The sequence below is a fragment of the Alloscardovia macacae genome (assembly GCF_002259705.1).
Taxonomy (GTDB): domain Bacteria; phylum Actinomycetota; class Actinomycetes; order Actinomycetales; family Bifidobacteriaceae; genus Alloscardovia; species Alloscardovia macacae.
Genome location: NZ_MWWT01000004.1, coordinates 61,160 through 78,373 on the forward strand (window position 1 = coordinate 61,160; position 17,214 = coordinate 78,373).

Annotated in this window: 14 protein-coding genes and 2 rRNA genes; 2 read left to right on the forward strand and 14 right to left on the reverse strand. The window is 58.1% G+C overall.

What is annotated here, in order from left to right:
* Window positions 1-55: 55 nt before the first annotated feature.
* Window positions 56-343: a HigA family addiction module antitoxin gene (locus ALMA_RS02670; protein ID WP_094726280.1), complete on the forward strand. Its 288-nt coding sequence runs from the start codon at window positions 56-58 to the stop codon at window positions 341-343.
* A 3-nt stretch (window positions 344-346) separates the two neighbouring features.
* On the opposite strand, the gene proB is transcribed toward ALMA_RS02670, so the two are convergent.
* From proB to dapE, 6 genes are all read right to left on the reverse strand, one after another.
* On the reverse strand, window positions 347-1,504 hold the full coding sequence (proB, locus tag ALMA_RS02675; RefSeq protein WP_094726281.1) for a glutamate 5-kinase: 1,158 nt from the start codon (window positions 1,502-1,504) through the stop codon (window positions 347-349).
* A 1-nt stretch (window position 1,505) separates the two neighbouring features.
* Window positions 1,506-3,260 carry a GTPase ObgE gene (gene obgE, locus ALMA_RS02680; protein WP_094726282.1) on the reverse strand — a complete coding sequence of 585 codons (1,755 nt, stop codon included), beginning with the start codon at window positions 3,258-3,260 and terminating at the stop codon, window positions 1,506-1,508.
* A gap of 87 nt (window positions 3,261-3,347) precedes the next feature.
* Window positions 3,348-3,599: a 50S ribosomal protein L27 gene (gene rpmA / locus ALMA_RS02685; RefSeq protein WP_086106788.1), complete on the reverse strand. Its 252-nt coding sequence runs from the start codon at window positions 3,597-3,599 to the stop codon at window positions 3,348-3,350.
* Between the two features lie 42 nt (window positions 3,600-3,641).
* Window positions 3,642-3,950 (reverse strand): 50S ribosomal protein L21, encoded by a 309-nt coding sequence (gene rplU, locus ALMA_RS02690; RefSeq protein WP_086106787.1) that lies wholly within the window; start codon window positions 3,948-3,950, stop codon window positions 3,642-3,644.
* 147 nt (window positions 3,951-4,097) lie between these two features.
* Complete coding sequence (locus ALMA_RS02695) at window positions 4,098-7,508, reverse strand: Rne/Rng family ribonuclease (RefSeq protein ID WP_420807209.1); 3,411 nt, start codon at window positions 7,506-7,508, stop codon at window positions 4,098-4,100.
* Between the two features lie 241 nt (window positions 7,509-7,749).
* The gene (dapE, locus tag ALMA_RS02700) at window positions 7,750-8,928 is read right to left on the reverse strand and encodes a succinyl-diaminopimelate desuccinylase (RefSeq protein WP_244568842.1); all 1,179 of its coding nucleotides are present in this window, start codon (window positions 8,926-8,928) and stop codon (window positions 7,750-7,752) included.
* 181 nt (window positions 8,929-9,109) lie between these two features.
* Between dapE and ALMA_RS02705 the strand changes: the two genes are divergently transcribed.
* A complete protein-coding gene (locus ALMA_RS02705) occupies window positions 9,110-10,048 on the forward strand; it encodes an AEC family transporter (RefSeq protein ID WP_094726284.1) in 939 nt (312 codons plus the stop codon).
* Between the two features lie 10 nt (window positions 10,049-10,058).
* Here the strand turns inward: ALMA_RS02705 and ALMA_RS02710 are convergent, their stop codons facing one another.
* The 8 genes from ALMA_RS02710 to ALMA_RS02745 form a co-directional block, all read right to left on the reverse strand.
* Window positions 10,059-11,399, reverse strand: a complete 1,341-nt coding sequence (locus tag ALMA_RS02710) for a Maf family nucleotide pyrophosphatase (protein ID WP_094726285.1) — start codon at window positions 11,397-11,399, stop codon at window positions 10,059-10,061.
* Window positions 11,396-12,349 (reverse strand): homoserine kinase, encoded by a 954-nt coding sequence (thrB, locus tag ALMA_RS02715; protein ID WP_094726286.1) that lies wholly within the window; start codon window positions 12,347-12,349, stop codon window positions 11,396-11,398. Before thrB ends, ALMA_RS02710 begins: the two co-directional genes overlap by 4 nt.
* Complete coding sequence (locus ALMA_RS02720; protein WP_094726287.1) at window positions 12,346-13,650, reverse strand: homoserine dehydrogenase; 1,305 nt, start codon at window positions 13,648-13,650, stop codon at window positions 12,346-12,348. Before ALMA_RS02720 ends, thrB begins: the two co-directional genes overlap by 4 nt.
* A gap of 29 nt (window positions 13,651-13,679) precedes the next feature.
* The gene (locus tag ALMA_RS02725; protein ID WP_094726288.1) at window positions 13,680-14,495 is read right to left on the reverse strand and encodes a fumarylacetoacetate hydrolase family protein; all 816 of its coding nucleotides are present in this window, start codon (window positions 14,493-14,495) and stop codon (window positions 13,680-13,682) included.
* Window positions 14,496-14,540: 45 nt separating this feature from the next.
* Window positions 14,541-15,314 (reverse strand): YggS family pyridoxal phosphate-dependent enzyme, encoded by a 774-nt coding sequence (locus tag ALMA_RS02730; RefSeq protein WP_094726289.1) that lies wholly within the window; start codon window positions 15,312-15,314, stop codon window positions 14,541-14,543.
* A 78-nt stretch (window positions 15,315-15,392) separates the two neighbouring features.
* The gene (locus tag ALMA_RS02735) at window positions 15,393-16,139 is read right to left on the reverse strand and encodes an MIP/aquaporin family protein (protein ID WP_086106779.1); all 747 of its coding nucleotides are present in this window, start codon (window positions 16,137-16,139) and stop codon (window positions 15,393-15,395) included.
* 487 nt (window positions 16,140-16,626) lie between these two features.
* Window positions 16,627-16,744, reverse strand: a 5S ribosomal RNA gene (rrf, locus tag ALMA_RS02740).
* A gap of 127 nt (window positions 16,745-16,871) precedes the next feature.
* Window positions 16,872-17,214: ribosomal RNA gene (locus tag ALMA_RS02745) — 23S ribosomal RNA — on the reverse strand; the annotation flags it as partial.

The following is a 17,214-nucleotide window of genomic DNA, read 5'->3' on the forward strand; positions in this document are numbered from 1 at the left end:
GGCAGTGATGTGCTAGTATATCTGTATCACAGAAGCATAAACGAAGAGGGAATCTATGCCGCAGAATAAAAATGCCAGCACAGTAGGTGAAATCCTCGACGAGGAATTCCTTTCTCCTCTAGGAATCTCCCGCTATAAGCTCGCTAAGGCTATAGGTGTGAGCCAGTCCACTATCAGCGACATCATTCATAATAAGCGCTCACTGACGGTGGACCTCGCCTATAGACTCTCCAAAGCACTGGGAACGAGTGCAGAGTTTTGGCTGAATCTTCAGCGCGACTATGACCTTCTCACTTTTGATAGCTCGAAAATAGCCGATATTACACCTCTCGTAGAAGCCTAGACTCTACTGAGCTGGCGTCTCCACGAGTACGAGGTCATCGCGGTGAATGACTGGGCGCGCGTATTCGGAGCCGAGGAATCGCTCTATCTGCTCAGTATTTTTCCCGGCGAGTGAGATGATGTCATCCGAGTCAAAGGCAGAGATGCCCCGCGCTATCTTCTGTCCCTGAGCATCTTCCACCCAGACAGGTGCACCTGCGGAAAACTCTCCTTCGACGCCGAGAGTTCCCACAGCGAGTAGGCTCGGCTTTCCCGTCTGCAGTGCCTGCACAGCACCATCATCCACGACCACGCTTCCCTGAGGATGCGAGGCATAGCCTATCCACAGGCGGCGCGAGGATTCGCGTGCGCGTAGTGGCGCAAAGGCGGTCCCCACAGTATCTCCGAGCAGAGCTGGACCCGCGTTATGAGCAGAGGTCAGCAAGCACGGGATGCCCGATGCCGTAGCGATGCGTACCGCATCTACCTTCGTCACCATACCGCCTGTGCCCACGCTAGAGCCGGATCCGGAGATGGATGAATTGTCTATCTCGTCGATGGCATTCTGAATAAACGGTATACGGCGCGCGCCCGGCTCACTCGGCGGCGCGGTATACAGGCCGTCCACGTCGGACAGCAGGATGAGCGCGTTCGCACGGACGATGTTCGCCACGAGGGCGCTGAGGTGGTCGTTATCACCGAACTTTACCTCGCTCGTCACGAGCGTATCATTCTCATTCACGATGGGTACAGCGCCCAGCTCGAGCAAGCGCTCCATGGTGTTATGCACATTCCGGTAGCGCGACGAACGCATCGTATCCGACGCGGACATGAGCACCTGGCCCACGCGAATGCCGAAGCGCGCGAACGATTTCTCATACTGCGCCATAAGCAGACCCTGGCCCACAGCAGCCGCAGCCTGACGCGAGACAGAATCGTCCGGACGCTCTGTAAAGCCCAGCGGCTTCAAACCCGCAGCTACAGACCCGGAGGAGACGAGGACGACGCGTGCGCCCATCTGCACGGCAGCAGACAAGGCAGAGACAAGCCTATCGAGTTTCTGGACATCCAGCATACCCTTCGAGCCCTCCTCCTGTGAGGTAAGCGAGCTCGACCCTACTTTTACGACTACTGTACGCGCCTGTAGAATGCGCGCGCGCGTCTGCTCCTCAGTCCATGGCATACTAGCGGCTGCCTTCTTCCTCGGACGCTTCATCCTGTGCTTTATCGAAACGCTTCAGGAAGTCCTGATGGCCCTCAGGATCATCCACACGCGACGGATCTGCCCAGTGTCCAGACTGGCGTTCTGCCATCATAGCTTCGCGCACAGCAGTCTTCGCATCCATCCACTCGTGGTACTGACGGCGGCGTTCGGTATTCGTACGGCGGCGGTTCAGGCCCTGAGCCTCTTCGAGGCGAAGATCATGACCACGCTGAGCGTGAGGGTCACCATCCAGCATTTCCGCACCCGCCTGAACTGTAGGATCCCAGTCGAAGGACATCGCGTTCTGACCGCGGCCTATACGCACTTCATCGCCCACATGAGCACCCTTCGCACGCAAAGCGTCTTCCACGCCGAGGCGCGCGAGGCGATCAGCAAGGTAGCCCACTGCTTCCTCATTATCGAAGTTCGTCTGGCGAACCCAGCGCTCTGGCTTCTGTCCAGTAACAGTGAACCAGAAGTTCCCGTCGCGGTCCTGCTCACGCTCTATCTCGAAGTCATATCCGAGTCCCACAGCCTTAGCATTACGACGCTTACGCTGCGCACCGTTCGCATCTCGCTCATCCAGCGGACGAATAACCACGCGCTCTTCCTCCACAGCAGCCATGCGCTCACGCACCTGAACGCGCATTTCTTCCACGAGCGAACTTAGAGCGTACGTAAGCTGCTTAAGCCCCTCGTGGGACGCGGTGGAGATGATGAAGACCTTATGTCCCATCTTCTCGAAGTCTGGCTTCACGAACTCTGCGAGTTCCTTCGCATCAGGAATATCCGCTTTATTCAGAATGATGATGCGTGGACGCTCCGCTATAGGGATGGACCCCAGTGGCACATCCAGCTGATCTGCGTACTGGGCGAGCTCATGCTCGAGAGCTTCATAGTCTGCTACAGGGTCGCGGTCCTGCTCGAGAGTAGCGCAGTCGATGACGTGCGCGATGACTTCTGTACGCTCGATGTGGCGCAGGAACTCGAGGCCGAGTCCCTTACCCTGTGCAGCGCCTGGTATAAGGCCTGGTACGTCTGCTATGGTAAAGCGCTTATCCCCTGTATCCACTACGCCGAGGTTTGGTACGAGAGTAGTAAAAGGATAGTCCGCTATCTTCGGACGTGCAGCGGACAGCGTGGCGACGAGCGAGGACTTTCCTGCGCTTGGGTAGCCCACGAGAGCCACATCTGCTATCGACTTCAGCTCGAAGATGACGTCACGCTCTTCACCTGGCTCACCGAGAAGCGCAAAACCCGGAGCTTTACGGCTCTTATTCGCGAGGGAACGGTTACCGAGTCCGCCAGCACCACCCTGCGCTACCACAAAGCTATCTCCTGGATGGCTGAGGTCTGCGAGGACTTCTCCGTTCGTATGCTTCGCAGCTGCAGCCACAGTAGCTGTAGCCGAGGAAGCGTTCGACGAGGAACGCTTCGATGCGAAGATAACGGTTCCCACAGGGACAGGAAGAATGAGGTCTTCGCCCTTCGAGCCGTCTTTATCGTCTCCTTTCCCCATAGTGCCATTCGGCGCTGTGCGGTGTGGAGCGAAGCGGTAGTCCAGCAGGGACGTGGAGTTCGTATCCGCTACTACGATGACGCTACCGCCATCGCCCCCGTCACCACCATCTGGCCCAGCCAGCGGCTTATACTTTTCGCGGCGGATAGAGGCAGCACCGTTACCACCGTCGCCGCCCTTTACGTGAACCGTTACGCGGTCTACAAAGTCACTCATCTTCTTATCCTTAAATCTACCGTGTATAAAACACGAAAAGCCGCGCTCACAGTGGGGCGCGGCTTTTAGCGATCCGAGCTGGTAGAACTACTCGGAGATAACGTCTACTACCTTGCGGTCGCGGCGTACACCGAACTTTACAGTGCCGTCTGCGAGTGCAAAGAGAGTGTGGTCCTTACCGAGACCCACATTCTGACCTGCGTGGAACTTGGTTCCGCGCTGGCGAACGATGATGTTACCTGCCACTACTGCTTCGCCGCCGAACTTCTTCACACCCAGGTACTGTGGGTTTGAATCGCGACCGTTGCGGGTACTTGCCGCACCTTTCTTATGTGCCATGACATATTCCTTTCGAAAGAATTAATCGGCTCTCGACCGCACTTAGGCGATGGAGGTGACCTTGAGAACAGTCAACTTCTGGCGGTGGCCCTTACGGCGTGCTACACCAGTCTTGTTCTTATACTTCTGGATGTGAATCTTAGGGCCCTTCGCCTCGTCATCGACGACTTCTGCCTTCACAGACATCTTCGCCAAATCAGCAGCCGCGAGGGTTACCTTGGAGCCATCAACTACGAGTGCAACAGGGAACTCTACGGTATCGCCCTTCTTTGCATCAAGACGGTTGACGGTAAATTCATCGCCTACCTCGACCTTTTCCTGGTGGCCGCCGGCTTTCACAATAGCGTACATGTTCTTACCTTTGCCTCTTAAAAGCTTTAACGTACTATCCTTCGAACCTTCTCTCGGGCACGCTCGCCCGAGAGGTTCAAAAGACACCAACAATCTACTATAGTACACACCTTGACAAACGTCAAGCTATGCACCACACAGGACTTCCTAGTCTACTTCCTGAGCTGGACCTTCGGCATCGTGTAGCGCGTCTTCAGCGGCTTCTTCCGAAGCTGCCGGCTCTATAGCTGCCGGCTCCGTAGCTGCCGACTCCGTAGCTGCAAGCTCAGTCTCTACCGGTAGAGTCTGCACCGGTAGAGTTTCGACAGTATCCTCGTGATCCTGCACAGCTTCCACGCTCTTCCCCGCAGCAGCGATGGCCGCCATGGAGTTCTTCACCGCTTCCGTCGTTCCGACACTCACTGGTGAAGAGCTCACTGGCGAAGAGCTCGCTGGCGACGAGGAGCTCATCTCCTCGTCGCGGCCGCCACGCACCTCGTGAGTGTCGCGAGGATCTGTAGAATTGCCATGCTTATTCGTCTTCACGAACGGGTCGCCGCCCTTTATCGCGTACGGATCCGAGTACTGCGCGGACACGGTCGGCTCATCATGCAGAATGAAGCCGCGGCCGCCGCACGTCGGGCACTCTTCCGAGAACGCCTCGACGAGCCCCTGCCCCACGCGCTTACGCGTCATCTGCACGAGTCCGAGCGAGGTCACTTCCGCCACCTGATGCTTCGTGCGGTCGCGCGAGAGGCACTCGACGAGGCGGCGCAGCACGAGGTCGCGGTTCGCCGGCATAACCATGTCCACGAAGTCGATCATGACCATACCACCGATGTCGCGCAGACGCAGCTGACGCACGACCTCCTCAGCAGCTTCGAGGTTACAGCGCGTCACCGTCTCTTCGAGCGACTTACCCTTACCGATGAATCGGCCCGTATTCACGTCGATGGTGGTCATGGCTTCCGTACGGTCGATGACCAGCGAACCGCCCGACGGCAGATACACCTGACGCTCCATGCCCTTGCGCAGCTGGCTGTCTATCTGCCAGCGGTCGAAGACGTCCTTACCGCGATGCTCTTCCGGATCCCACTTTTCCACGCGGTCGAGCAGGTCTGGCACGGAGGTCTCGATGTACTCGTGGATGCGCTCGTAGACACCATCTCCTTCTACCACGAGCTTCGCGAAATCATCGTTAAAGATGTCGCGGATAACGCGGATGACCACGTCTGGCTCGCCCTGCAGTAAGTGTGGCTTACGCGAGAACTTATAGCGCTGAAGCTGCTCATTCACGTGATCCCACTGGTGCTTGAGGTTCTCGAGGTCGCGCACGATGGCTTCTTCCGAAGCACCTTCCGCAGCGGTACGAATGATGACGCCCATGCCTTCTGGAGCCACCTTCGAGACGATAGACTTCAGGCGCGCACGCTCACGCTCTGGCAGCTTACGGCTCACGCCCGTCATGCCACCGGATGGCACAAGCACGAGGAAGCGACCCGCGAGGGTCACCTGACTGGTCAAGCGCGCACCCTTATGCCCGATAGGATCCTTCGTCACCTGGACGAGCACAGGGTCTCCGGACTTAAACGCATGTTCCATGCGGCGTGGCTGGCCGTCGAGGCGCGTGGTATCCCAGTTCACCTCACCGGCGTACAGGACGCCGTTTCGCGCCTGACCGATGTCCACGAACGCGGCTTCCATGCTCGGCAGCACGTTCTGCACGCGGCCCTGGTAGATGTTCCCCACGGCGGACACCTCTTCGATGTCCGAGATGTAGTGCTCCACGAGCACGTCATCCTCGATGACGGAGACCTGCGTGTGGTTACCCCGTTCGCGGACCACCATAATGCGGTTCACTACTTCACGGCGTGCGAGGAAGTCCTGCTCGGTGATGAGCGCTGCCTGGCGGTTACGGTCGCGGCGGTTATCACGGCGGCGCTGACGCTTGGCTTCCAGGCGCGTGGAGCCCTCGATGTCCGTGATTTCGTCGATGTACTGCTGCTTGCGCGAGCGCAGAGGCGTCTCGACTGCTAAGGAATCTGTACCCGCGCCACGCGAACGGCGACCAGAGCGCGAACGACGACGCGTATGCTCGGACGAGCTCGTTTCAGCGTCTTCTCCATCCTCGCCCTGCACGCGAGAGGCAGAGTGACCGCCGCCTGCATGTACACCGCTCGCATCGTTTCCATCGTTTCCATCGTTCGAGTTCGAATTCGCTTCATCGTCCGAGCGGGCTGAACGGCGACGGCGACGGCGACGCGTAGTCAGCTCTTCGTCATCATCGTCCTGCATGAAGGACGTGCGGGAGCGACGCGAACGGCGGCGCGTGCGCTCGCTGTCCTCGTTCTCGTCTGCTTCGCTGCCCTCGCGAGCCTTACTGCGAGCATTCTCGCGCGAACTCTGAGAGTCCTGAGAACCAGCATCCTGCGCATCCGAGTTCGTCTCAAATTCCTCGTATTCGGAGTATTCGGCATATTCAGCTGACGTGTCTATAGGCTCGTAGTCTATCTCGTCGTACTCGAGGTCGCTTTCTATGAGCTCGACCTCGGCAGCCGCGCGCCTCTCCTGCGCGTTCAGGCGGCGAGAGCGACGCGAGCGGCTTTCCTCAGCAAATTCATCCTGTGGACGCTCGGCACGCTCTGTATGAGCGCTACGTTCGGAGTGCTCTGCGCGTTCACCCCGTTCACTGCGTGTGGAGCGACGGTTCCGGCGGCGCGTCGTGAGTTCCTCATCAGCGTTCTGTGTGTCCTGCGCATCTTCCGAGGCCTGCACCGTGTGTGTTCCGCGGTGACGCTCCGTCTCGTCGAGGGCCTGGGAGATACTTTCGAGCATATCCTCGCTAGAGTGTCCGCGCGCGTTCCGCGCTGTGCGAGTCCGCGAGTTCGTACGTTCCCGACGGTGTCCGCGACGCGTCGAAGCATCCTCGTTCTGTTCCTCGCCCTCGCTCGCTTCACTAGTCCGCGAGTTCGCGCGAGCCGGCTTCTGCAGGGCATCTGGCAGCACTGGCGCTTGGAAAAGGAGGCTCATCATAGGGTTCGAACGTGGCGCGCTGAGCTGCTCGCTAAAGTCTGGCGTTTCGCGCGGCGTTTCCGGCGAAGAGAACTCGAGCATCTGACTGACAGCTGCACGCGCGCGACGTGAACGACTGCGAGGCGTGTCCTCCTCGTCTGCATCCTGCTCATGCGCAGCGCGGCTCACTGGCTCTTTCTGCTCTTCGCGTCCAGCTATGGCGAGGTCCTCGAGGCGCATGGTGGCCTTATGGCGTGGACGCTCGGACTGCGGCTTTGCTTCTGGAAGTTCAATTCTTTCTGGCTTCGCAGTTTCTTCCTCCACGAGTTCTATGCCCTCATCGACGAAGATTTCCTTCGCGAGCTTCTGAATCCGCTCGCTATGGTGATACTGTTCGGCAGGAGCCTGCTGAACAGGTTCAGGAGCTGCCTGCACCACAGGCTCCACCACTGGAGGAGCTACATGCTCTACCTCCGTTACCTTCGAATCCTGAGCCCCCGTCACGCGCACGACGCGGCGAGCTCCCTTATTTGTACGACGTCCCAGCACTGGTGGTTCATTATTCACAGGGTTAGACACTGATGTCTCCAGTCATGCAGCTGCGCCTGCATATCGTTTCGTGTGCACAGCTACGCCCTTCTCGAAAAAGTGCGGCGCGCACGGTGTAAAAAGTCTGTCTCATCTATGCGGACACCAGCGCTTGCCAGGCTTGAGTCTCTCACTCGATGCAAGGGGATCGACGCATAGGGGGTGGCTGCTACGCAGAGCTGCCACCCCCTAGTCTAGCACACAGGTATCTCCTACCGTTTTACCGGTTTTCACTCAGCCATCCGCACAGTAGGTCAGTGTACTCATGCAGCTCCTGAAGAGCCACCTGCTCATCCGCCTTATGAGCGAGCAGCGGGTCTCCTGCACCGAGGTTCACCGCTGGAATGCCGAGCTCGCTGAAACGCGCCACATCCGTCCAGCCGAACTTCGCCGTCGGCTCCTGGCCGCTGCGCTCGCGCACGCGTGCCACGAGAGAATCCACGAGCGGACTGTCCAGTCCTGGACGCGCTCCTGCGGATTCATCCTTCATGTCGATGTCATATCCCGCGAAGAGCCCGCCGTCCGCGCGCACTGGCCCCACGCCTACGCCACTGACCCTCGCACACTCTTCTCCCATGAGAAGGGCCTTCGCCTCGTGGATAGTCTTATCCGGAGCAAAACGATAATTGACATGAACTCTGCACTCCTGCGGAATGATGTTCGTGCCCTCGCCGCCCGAAATCATCGTCGCATTCAAGCCTTCGCGGTACTCGAGCCCGTTCACTCGGATGGTAGCCGGCTCATACTCAGCGAGCGTGCGCAGAACGTCCGCCGCCGCGTGAATAGCGTTCCGCCCCATCCATGCGCGTGCCGAATGAGCCGCCACGCCATGCGTAAGAACGTCGAAACGCATCGTGCCGTTACACCCTCCTTCGATGAGCGTGTTCGTCGGCTCTCCGATGATGGCGAAGTCTGCCGCCACCCAGTCCGGATGCGCGGCCACGACCTTACCGAGGCCGTTCTTCTCAGCCTGAACCTCTTCATGATCATAAAAAACGTACGTGATGTCCACACGCGTTTTCTCAGCGCTATCCAGCTCTCGCGCGAGGTAGAGGAACGCGGCATCGCTCGCCTTCATATCCGTGGCACCACGGCCCCACATCACATCCGAATGTGGGTAGCGTTCAGCCACATCGGGGCGTATAGTACCATCGCCCGCACTCAGAATACGGGGCGGGAAATTCTCGATAACCGGCACGACGTCGATGTGCCCGGCGAGGATAACACGCGGGGCGCTCGTGTGCGAAGTGTTTGTGTGCGAAGTTCCGTCATAAAAATGCGTGGCCGCCACGACTGTATCCCCATACCGGTGCACCTGCAGATGCGCGCACGCACGCAGGAAGGCTTCCACGCTGTCCGCGAGCGCGCTCTCCGAGTCCGAGACGGAGTACGTGTGCATGAGTGCGGCGAAGATCTCGTCGAGGTTCTGGTCCGGCGAGATCTTTCCGCCTGGCGCGAGCTGCCCGTCTGGCGCGAGCGTGGACGTATACTTTTTCTCATCAGTCATACGTTCTATGGTAAACGAACCGCATCACGGACGAACCACGCCCCGGCACCAGCCCCTGTGGCACTATGGTGGTATGGGATTACTCAGCGCATTACAAGGATTCGCCGTCATAGGCATCGTCATAGCCGTGGGATACGTGGCCGCACGCATGAAGATAGGCGGTTCGCAGGCTCAGTATGTGCTGAACCGCGTCAGTTTCTTCGTATCCAGCCCGTGCCTTATGTTCGCTATCCTCGCGAAGGAGGATTTAAGCGTACTGTTTAGTCCCACTATCATCGTGGCGTTTGCCTCGGCTGCCATCGTGGGCGTGCTCTTCATCCTCCTGAACGCGGCTGTATTTCGGATGTCTGCTGCGGAGACGACCATCGGCGCGCTGAACAGCCTGTATCTGAATTCGAATAACATCGGCCTGCCCGTGGCCACGTACATCGTGGGGAATCCGGCTCTCGTGGCGCCTATCCTCGTCATGCAGCAGGCGCTGTTCACGCCGGTGGCGCTCACTGTTCTGGATTTGCAGACGAGCGGAAAATTTTCGCTTAAACGTGTGGCCGCTCAGCCTCTGCATCAGCCGCTGCTCATCGGCTCGCTCGGCGGCATCCTCATCTCCTGGCTGTCGTCGCTGTACGGCAGCTTCCTCGTGCCGAGCTGGATCTTCGACCCCGTTCAGATGATAGGGAATTCCGCCGTTCCGCTCATCCTCATGGCGTTCGGCATGAGCTTATACGGCACGAAACCGCTGCAGAAGGGCGCGAACGTGCCGGCTGTGGCCACGGTGACGCTGCTGAAGAATGTGGTCATGCCGCTCGTGGCGTTCGCGCTGGCTTGGGGCATGGGTTTTCGCGGAGCGACGCTGTACGGCTGCGTGGTCCTCGCCGCGCTTCCCACCGGCCAGAACGTGTATAACTACGCCGCGCGCTATAACGTGGGGCTCAGTTTCGCGCGCGACGGCATTTTATTCAGTACGCTTTCTGCGCCAATTTTCATCTCTCTCATCGCGCTGGTGTTCAGCTAAGTCTGGGCAGCTACTCGCCCCGGTTCTCGCGAGCTATGACGTTCACTCGCTGGAGGAAGTTCGCCCAATCGTTCTTCAGATACGACAGTAGCGTAATGTCCTCGATATCATCCACAGATACCCAGCACACTTCTTCGCTTTCATCATCCGTGGCATATGGTTCGACCATGTGTCCCGGTTTTTCGAAGGCGAAGACGGTCGTGTAGCTCCACGGGCCATGATCTTCACAGTACGCGCCCACCACGTCGATGTCTTCGGGGTGAATATTTGCCTCTTCGAGCGACTCACGCAGTGCACCTTCGATAATGCTTTCTCCGGTCGCGAGTGCGCCACCCGGAATTCCCCAGGTGCCACCCTCCGCACTCCATGCTGCACGGTGCTGCATGGCCACGTGGGACACTTCCCCGTCATCATCGCGGCGTGCCAGCAGGATTCCTGCAGCCCCATTCTGCCCCCAGTGCTTATGCCCGCAGGCACACTGTATCCAGCCATCTCCCGGCTGGGAGATGTTATCCGAAGGAATATCAGGTGTAACCGCTGCCGCCGCCTCAGCCACCGCAGCAGCCTCACTCTTCTCCGCCCCCGCATTCCACAAACTCGTCCAGCTTATCCCCAGCTGCTCCACGAGCGCGCGCACTGTAGGCAAGCTCAGCCCCATCACACCACTCGGATCTCCCTGAATGGAGGTAATGAAAGCAGAACCGTATCCTTCGAGAGTGAAGGATCCCGCCACTTCGAGTGGCTCGCCGGTAGCGAGATAGCGCTCGAGGTCATCGTCTGAGAAGTCAGCGAACGTCACCTGTGCGTGGCTTATGGAATGTGCCATCTCGCCTGTGGAAAGGTCTATAACCACATGCCCTGACCACAGCGTGCCCGTATTCCCGCGCATAGCGCGCAAGCGTTCGCGTGCCACGTCTGCGGTGTGCGGTTTTCCGTAGACCTCATCATTCAGCGTAAACAGCGAATCGCAACCGATGACCACTGGCCCATGCATAAGCCCCGCCAGCCCCTGATGCACAGAAACATATTCAGCGAGGTCTACGCGTGATGCCACGCTTCCCTGTCCCTGTTCGAGAGGGCGAGAGATGGTGAGCTGCCCCGACGCCCCATTCATCGCATCCCACGTGGCGCGGTAGTCTTCTGCTACGCTTTTCGCCTTCGCACGGGCGAGAACGAGAACGCGCTCTTCTATGGACAGGTCGTCTACTGAGATACCACGGTCGTCAGCCAGACGCTGAAGAACTGCGTCTTCATCCACATGCGAGACGCGGATGGTGGGCTTGATGCCGGCCTGCTCGAGCAGTCGCGCTCGAGAGGGAGACTGAGAGGCTAGTACGACGGGTATGGTCATGATATCCTTTCTGCGCGCACGCCTGCACGGTCTACAGGGACGTGCAGCATACGCCAGTGTGCTTCGCTCAGCTGTTCGTCAGCCAGAGCGCGCACGGTGTCAGTTATGTCTCCCGCGTGCAGGAGAAGCACGCATGGTCCGGCCCCCGATATGGTGGAGGCGAGGCCATGGGTGCGGAAGAATTGGACGAGGTCTGCAGACGGCTGCATGAGCGGCGCGCGGTACGGCTGATGCAGCGTATCCAGCGTCGCGTCGAACAGCAGCGCGTTATCCGCCCGTCCGAGCGCCGCGGGCAGAAGCGCCACGCGCGAGACGTTTGTCAATGCATCCTTCAGCGGCACGGTCTCAGGCAGAGCCTCACGCGCCTTCTGCGTGGACAGTTCGAAGTCCGGAACGAACACCCACGCGTGGATATCCTCAGACACGGGATACTGCACGGTGCGAAACTCGTCCGCATCCTTCCACGAGACGGTGAGCCCGCCATACACGGCCGGTGCCACGTTATCCGGATGTCCTTCGAGGCGCGCGGATATCTCGAAAATCTGGTCGCGCACAGCCCTTTCCGCCACGTCGAGCCCAGCGAGGGCAGCTGCAGCCGTCACACCCGAGACGATGGCACTCGCGGACGAGCCCATGCCGCGCGCCTGCGGAATGCGATTCGTGGCAGTCAGGTGCAGTCCCGTGTCTGCAGAAAGCCCAAAAGTACGCCCCGCCTCACGCAGAGCCTTCACCACGAGGTGACGCTCGTCGCGTGGAAGATAATCCGCGCCTTCGCCCTGGATGTCCACGCGCACGCTCGGCTGCTCGCCAGACGCCGCCTCGAAAACCTCGACTTCTATGGTGTCCGTGTATGCGAACGCCATGCCGCACGTGTCAAATCCTGGCCCGAGGTTCGCCGTCGTGGCCGGCACATCCACGCGGACCTTCCGAGCGGCTAAGACCCCACTCACTGGGCGTCCTCGAAGACGCGCATGATGGACAGTACCGAGCTCGTATCCTTCGCCTGCGCCACGTCCTCAGCCGTCTCACGAATGACGCGGTCAGTAACCGAATGCGTGGTAATCCACAGCTCGTGATTACCCTGCTCATCCTCATCCGGAAGCTGCTGAAGCGCACGAATGGACACGCCATGGTTCGCGAAGATCTCCGAAACCTTCGCCAGCACGCCCACATTATCTGCCACACTCAGGCGCAGCATGTACGACGACTCTCCGTCTGCAGCATCTGCCATAGGAGCCTGAGAGTACAGAGGAATATCCGGCCCCGTAGTTCCCGCCACGCGGTGGCGTGCTACCGTAACGATGTCTCCTGCCACAGCAGATGCGGTAGGAGCGCCGCCCGCACCGCGCCCGTAGAACATGAGGTCATCCGAAGCCTCGCCTTCCACGAAGACGGCGTTAAAACTGCCGGAGACCTTCGCCAGCTGATGGTCGGCTGGAAGCATGACAGGATACACGCCAGCGCTGATGGCGCCGTTTTCACTATCCTGCTCGACGACGGCCAGAAGCTTAATGACACGATTCATGGCACGCGCAGCAGCGATATCCGAATCCGTCACATGCTCGATGCCTTCCACGTGGACGTCATCCATGCGCACATCGCGATGGAAGGCGAGCGTGGCCATAATGGCTGCCTTCGCCGCAGCGTCAAATCCGCCGATGTCTGCCGTAGGATCCGCCTCCGCGAAACCCTTCGCCTGCGCATCCTTCAGCACAGTGGCGAAGTCCAGACCCTTCGTGGTCATCTCGTCGAGAATGTAATTCGTCGTGCCATTCACGATGCCCATAATGCGCGTAATGCGGTCTCCCGTCATGGATTCGCGCAGCGGGCGAACTATAGGGATGGCACCGCCCACGGCCGCCTCGAAGTAGATATCTACGCCGTTCTTTCGCGCTGCTTCGTAGAGCTCTGGACCGTGCTTCGCGAGGAGCGCTTTATTCGCCGTGACCACGCTCGCGCCGTGGTTCAGTGCGCTCAGCACGAAGGTACGCGCTGGCTCGAGTCCACCGATGAGCTCCACGACGATGTCCACGTCGTCACGCTCGGTCAGTTCGAGCGTCTGATCCGTCAGCAGCGCGCGGTCTATCCACGGGTCACTGATCTGGCTCGGGTCGAGTACGGCCACACCGGCGAGCTCCACGCGCGCGCCCACGCGACGTTCCAGCTCGTCTGCTTGCTCGACGATCAGCCGCGCGGTCTGCGAGCCCACCGTGCCCGCGCCGAGCAGCGCTACTCTAATGCTGTCTACCATGTTCGTTCCTTCTGTGTGTGCGCTTGCGTTTAGGCGTGCATGACGACGTTTCGAAGACTTCCAATTCCTTCGACATGGACGATGGCCTCATCCCCCGACTTCAGGCTTCCCGTAGCATACGGTGTGCCGGTGAGAATCACATCTCCTGGAAGAAGAGTGGAGAAGCTGGAAATGAATGCTATCTGCGACTCGATGGAGTGAATGAGGTTCGCCGTAGTGCCGGATGCTTCTGGAACATCTTCACCGTTTAACGTGAAACTGATCTTCGCATCCGTGTGGTCGAGATCTGTCTCGATCCATGGGCCGAGTGGGCATGCGGTGTCAAATCCCTTCGCACGTGTCCACATAGGGTCATCCCCCTGAAGGTCACGCAGGGTGACGTCGTTCACGCAGGTGAAGCCGAGGACGTAGCTCATGGCATCCTCTTCGCGCACATTCTTCGCGATGCGGCCGATGACCACAGCCACCTCTGGCTCGAAATTCATATCTGTGCTGAACGATGGCATGACGATAGGGTCATCTGGACCGATGACCGAGGTAGATGGCTTCGTGAAAATGACCATCTCCTCTGGCGCATGCGTGCCCTTCATCCCCGTAATCTCGCCCATATACTGCGCGTGCGCCTCGTAATTCTTCGCGAGGCCATAAATCTTACTCGGGATAACAGGAGCGAGCAGACGGATGCCATCCCCGTCCAGCTCAAACCGCTCCCCCGTAGGACTGACAGGAGTGCCGCCGAGGGGATATCCCGAAAGCTCGACGAGGTACTCTTTACCGTCCTCTTCATCCTTCTGTACGAAGGCGTAGGACACTGTGTCATCATGACTAAAACGCGCTATTCTCATACTCTTATGATAGGCAAACCCCTAAACGCGGGTGCTAGATGAAGACTAGATGAAGGCGCGCTCTCCGAAAATGCCTGTGCCCACACGCACGAGAGTGGAACCTTCCGCGATGGCCCACTCCATGTCCCCGCTCATACCCATGGAGAGTTCTCGACAGGCGCTCAGGCCTGCGGTCTGGAGGCGGTCCCTGAGATCCCTCAAGTGAGCGAAGCCTGTGCGGACCACTTTTTCGTCGCTCACATGTGTGCCTATGGTCATGAGGCCCTCGAGGCGAAGCCCCTCGAGCTCGGCTATCTGCTGGGCGAGGTCGTAGGCTTCGTCGGGAGAGCAGCCTGACTTCGTCTCTTCTCCCGATTCATTCACTTCGAGAAAGATACCTATCTCGTGGTTCTCCTGAGTCTCGAGGCGACGAGAGATGCGCTCGGCGAGCTTCAGCGAGTCCACGGACTCGATGGTGGAGATGTACGGGAGAATCTTCGAAATCTTATTCGCCTGAAGCTGGCCTATCATGTGGAATGGTATGGCGTCGAGGCCTCGGTTTGCGAGACCTGTGGCGAGGCCTTCTGCTTTCGCGAGCACTTCCTGAGGGCGGTTTTCTCCTATGCAGCGGATACCAGCATCCACTGCAGCAAGAATTTCGGCGACGTCACGCGTCTTCGTGGCTGCGAGGAGTGTGGTGGCGTCAGATGGTCGTCCTGTTTTAGCGAGGGCGTTCTGAACGGCGTCGAGGGTGCGGTGAACTCCGCTCGTGATCTCAGCGCGGCGTTCATCCGTGATACTGGTATTACTCAGGTCTTTATGCTCCATGTATGCAGTCATACCCATCACTATAACGGGGATAAAAGAAAAGGCGTGAAGCAGAAGCTTCACGCCCGAAAATTGAAAGAAAGCGAAAAACTAGACGAACGATACCGTAATGAAGACCTTCGCCAGCATAACGCCTACTATAGCGCCGCAGATAGGTGCGACTACAGGAATCCATGCCTCACCCCAGTGCGAGCTGCCCTTATGCGCGATAGGCAGAATCTGATGCGCCAGACGCGGCATGAGGTCACGAGCCGGGTTCAAAGCCGGACCGGTAGCACCGCCCATGGAAGTAACAAGACCCCAGACGATGAAGCCCACGAGGATAGCCGCAGACATAGGGTTATGCTTGCCCCAGTCCAGACCGAGGATGAGGAGAGCCGCGAACACGAGGATAAGCGTGCCAAAGAACTCATTAATGAAGTAGTTAAACTTATTATCCGCAGCGTCATTCGTAGCGAATGTAGCGAAAATCTCGCACTCGTCTTCGGTCTCGTCATAATATGGCTTATAGAGCAGCCAGACGATAATCTGGCCGACGAAAGCACCTGCCAGCTGAACGAGAACGTACAGGGCAGCCTTATTCCATGGCATCATGCCGTTCACCGCCTGGGCGATGGACATGGCAGGGTTAATGTTCGCACCGGAAACGAAACCGAACATGGCTACTGGTATCATCACACCGAAACCATAACCCATGGCGATGTTCAGCCAGCCAGCGTGATGACCCTTCGTACGGGTCAAGGCATGGTTCGCCACAGCGCCATTTCCGAACATCATTAAAATGGCCGTACCGGCGAACTCCGCCAGCAGCTGGATCCATAACGGAAACTCGTGCATTCTTCTATTCTCCCATTAGTAAAAAATAACCATCTTCTTCTCGCGTCGTCTTCGTCATCTTTACTGAAAGAACCTCACGGAAAAGAAGAGCAAATATTATTCTACTGGAGAACATGGATGTTTATGGGGTGGGTGTGGGGTGGCGTGGGTGTGGGGTGGGGTGGGTGTGGGGTGTTGTGTGTAAGTGGTCTCACTAGAAAGGCTTCTCCGCACTGGAAACCCCCTAAAATCCCGTCTGGAGTGAGACGACTTACACATAACCACGCCTCTACACCTCGTGTTTAACGTGTTATTTGCAGATTCTCTCACTCACCCCGCGTGGCTAGGCTTGTTTACCAAGGTATCCCACGTTGAATGAGACAATCTACAAACAACACAACACCCCCTAGGAATAAAAAAAGGGGAGCTCCCACCAGTGTAAAAGCCCCCGAGTATGTGAAAAGGGAAGCAACCTTTTTAGGTGCTTCCCTTTTCAATGAAGTATTATTTGTGGCGGTGTGTTACTCTCCCACACCCTATCGAGTGCAGTACCATCACCGTGCTCACGCTTAGCTACCAGGTTCGGAAAGGAGACTGGGCGTATCCATGAGGCCAAGACCACCACAAAAATCTTGTGTAATCATATTCTATTATACGTGGTGGTTTGGGGACCGGCTAGTAGACGCGAAAATCGTTTTCGTGATCACTGTATTCCAGTGTTGCAGAAAGATTCATGATGCTTAAGATATGATTGTTGGTTTGTTTTCGACTGTTAGTACTAGTCAGCTCCACACGTTACCATGCTTCCACGCCTAGCCTATCCACCTCGTGTTCTACAAGGAGTCTCACATGATTCAAGATCATCAGGAATTTTTATCTTGGAGAAAGCTTCCCGCTTAGATGCTTTCAGCGGTTATCTCACCCGAACGTAGCTAACCAGCCATGCCACTGGCGTGACAACTGGCATACCAGAGGTTCGTCCACCCAGGTCCTCTCGTACTATGGGCAGGACTCCTCAAAATTCCAACGAGCGCAGAGGATAGAGACCAAACTGTCTCACGACGTTCTGAACCCAGCTCGCGTGCCGCTTTAATCG

Bases quoted from the DNA above. Each gene is read 5' to 3' on its own strand.
- ALMA_RS02670 (WP_094726280.1), top strand. From the start codon at position 56: ATGCCGCAGAATAAAAATGCCAGCACAGTAGGTGAAATCCTCGACGAG.
- proB (WP_094726281.1), bottom strand. From the start codon at position 1,504: ATGCCATGGACTGAGGAGCAGACGCGCGCGCGCATTCTACAGGCGCGT.
- obgE (WP_094726282.1), bottom strand. From the start codon at position 3,260: ATGAGTGACTTTGTAGACCGCGTAACGGTTCACGTAAAGGGCGGCGAC.
- rpmA (WP_086106788.1), bottom strand. From the start codon at position 3,599: ATGGCACATAAGAAAGGTGCGGCAAGTACCCGCAACGGTCGCGATTCA.
- rplU (WP_086106787.1), bottom strand. From the start codon at position 3,950: ATGTACGCTATTGTGAAAGCCGGCGGCCACCAGGAAAAGGTCGAGGTA.
- dapE (WP_244568842.1), bottom strand. From the start codon at position 8,928: ATGCACACGTACTCCGTCTCGGACTCGGAGAGCGCGCTCGCGGACAGC.
- ALMA_RS02705 (WP_094726284.1), top strand. From the start codon at position 9,110: ATGGGATTACTCAGCGCATTACAAGGATTCGCCGTCATAGGCATCGTC.
- ALMA_RS02710 (WP_094726285.1), bottom strand. From the start codon at position 11,399: ATGACCATACCCGTCGTACTAGCCTCTCAGTCTCCCTCTCGAGCGCGA.
- ALMA_RS02720 (WP_094726287.1), bottom strand. From the start codon at position 13,650: ATGGTAGACAGCATTAGAGTAGCGCTGCTCGGCGCGGGCACGGTGGGC.
- ALMA_RS02725 (WP_094726288.1), bottom strand. From the start codon at position 14,495: ATGAGAATAGCGCGTTTTAGTCATGATGACACAGTGTCCTACGCCTTC.
- ALMA_RS02730 (WP_094726289.1), bottom strand. From the start codon at position 15,314: ATGACTGCATACATGGAGCATAAAGACCTGAGTAATACCAGTATCACG.
- ALMA_RS02735 (WP_086106779.1), bottom strand. From the start codon at position 16,139: ATGCACGAGTTTCCGTTATGGATCCAGCTGCTGGCGGAGTTCGCCGGT.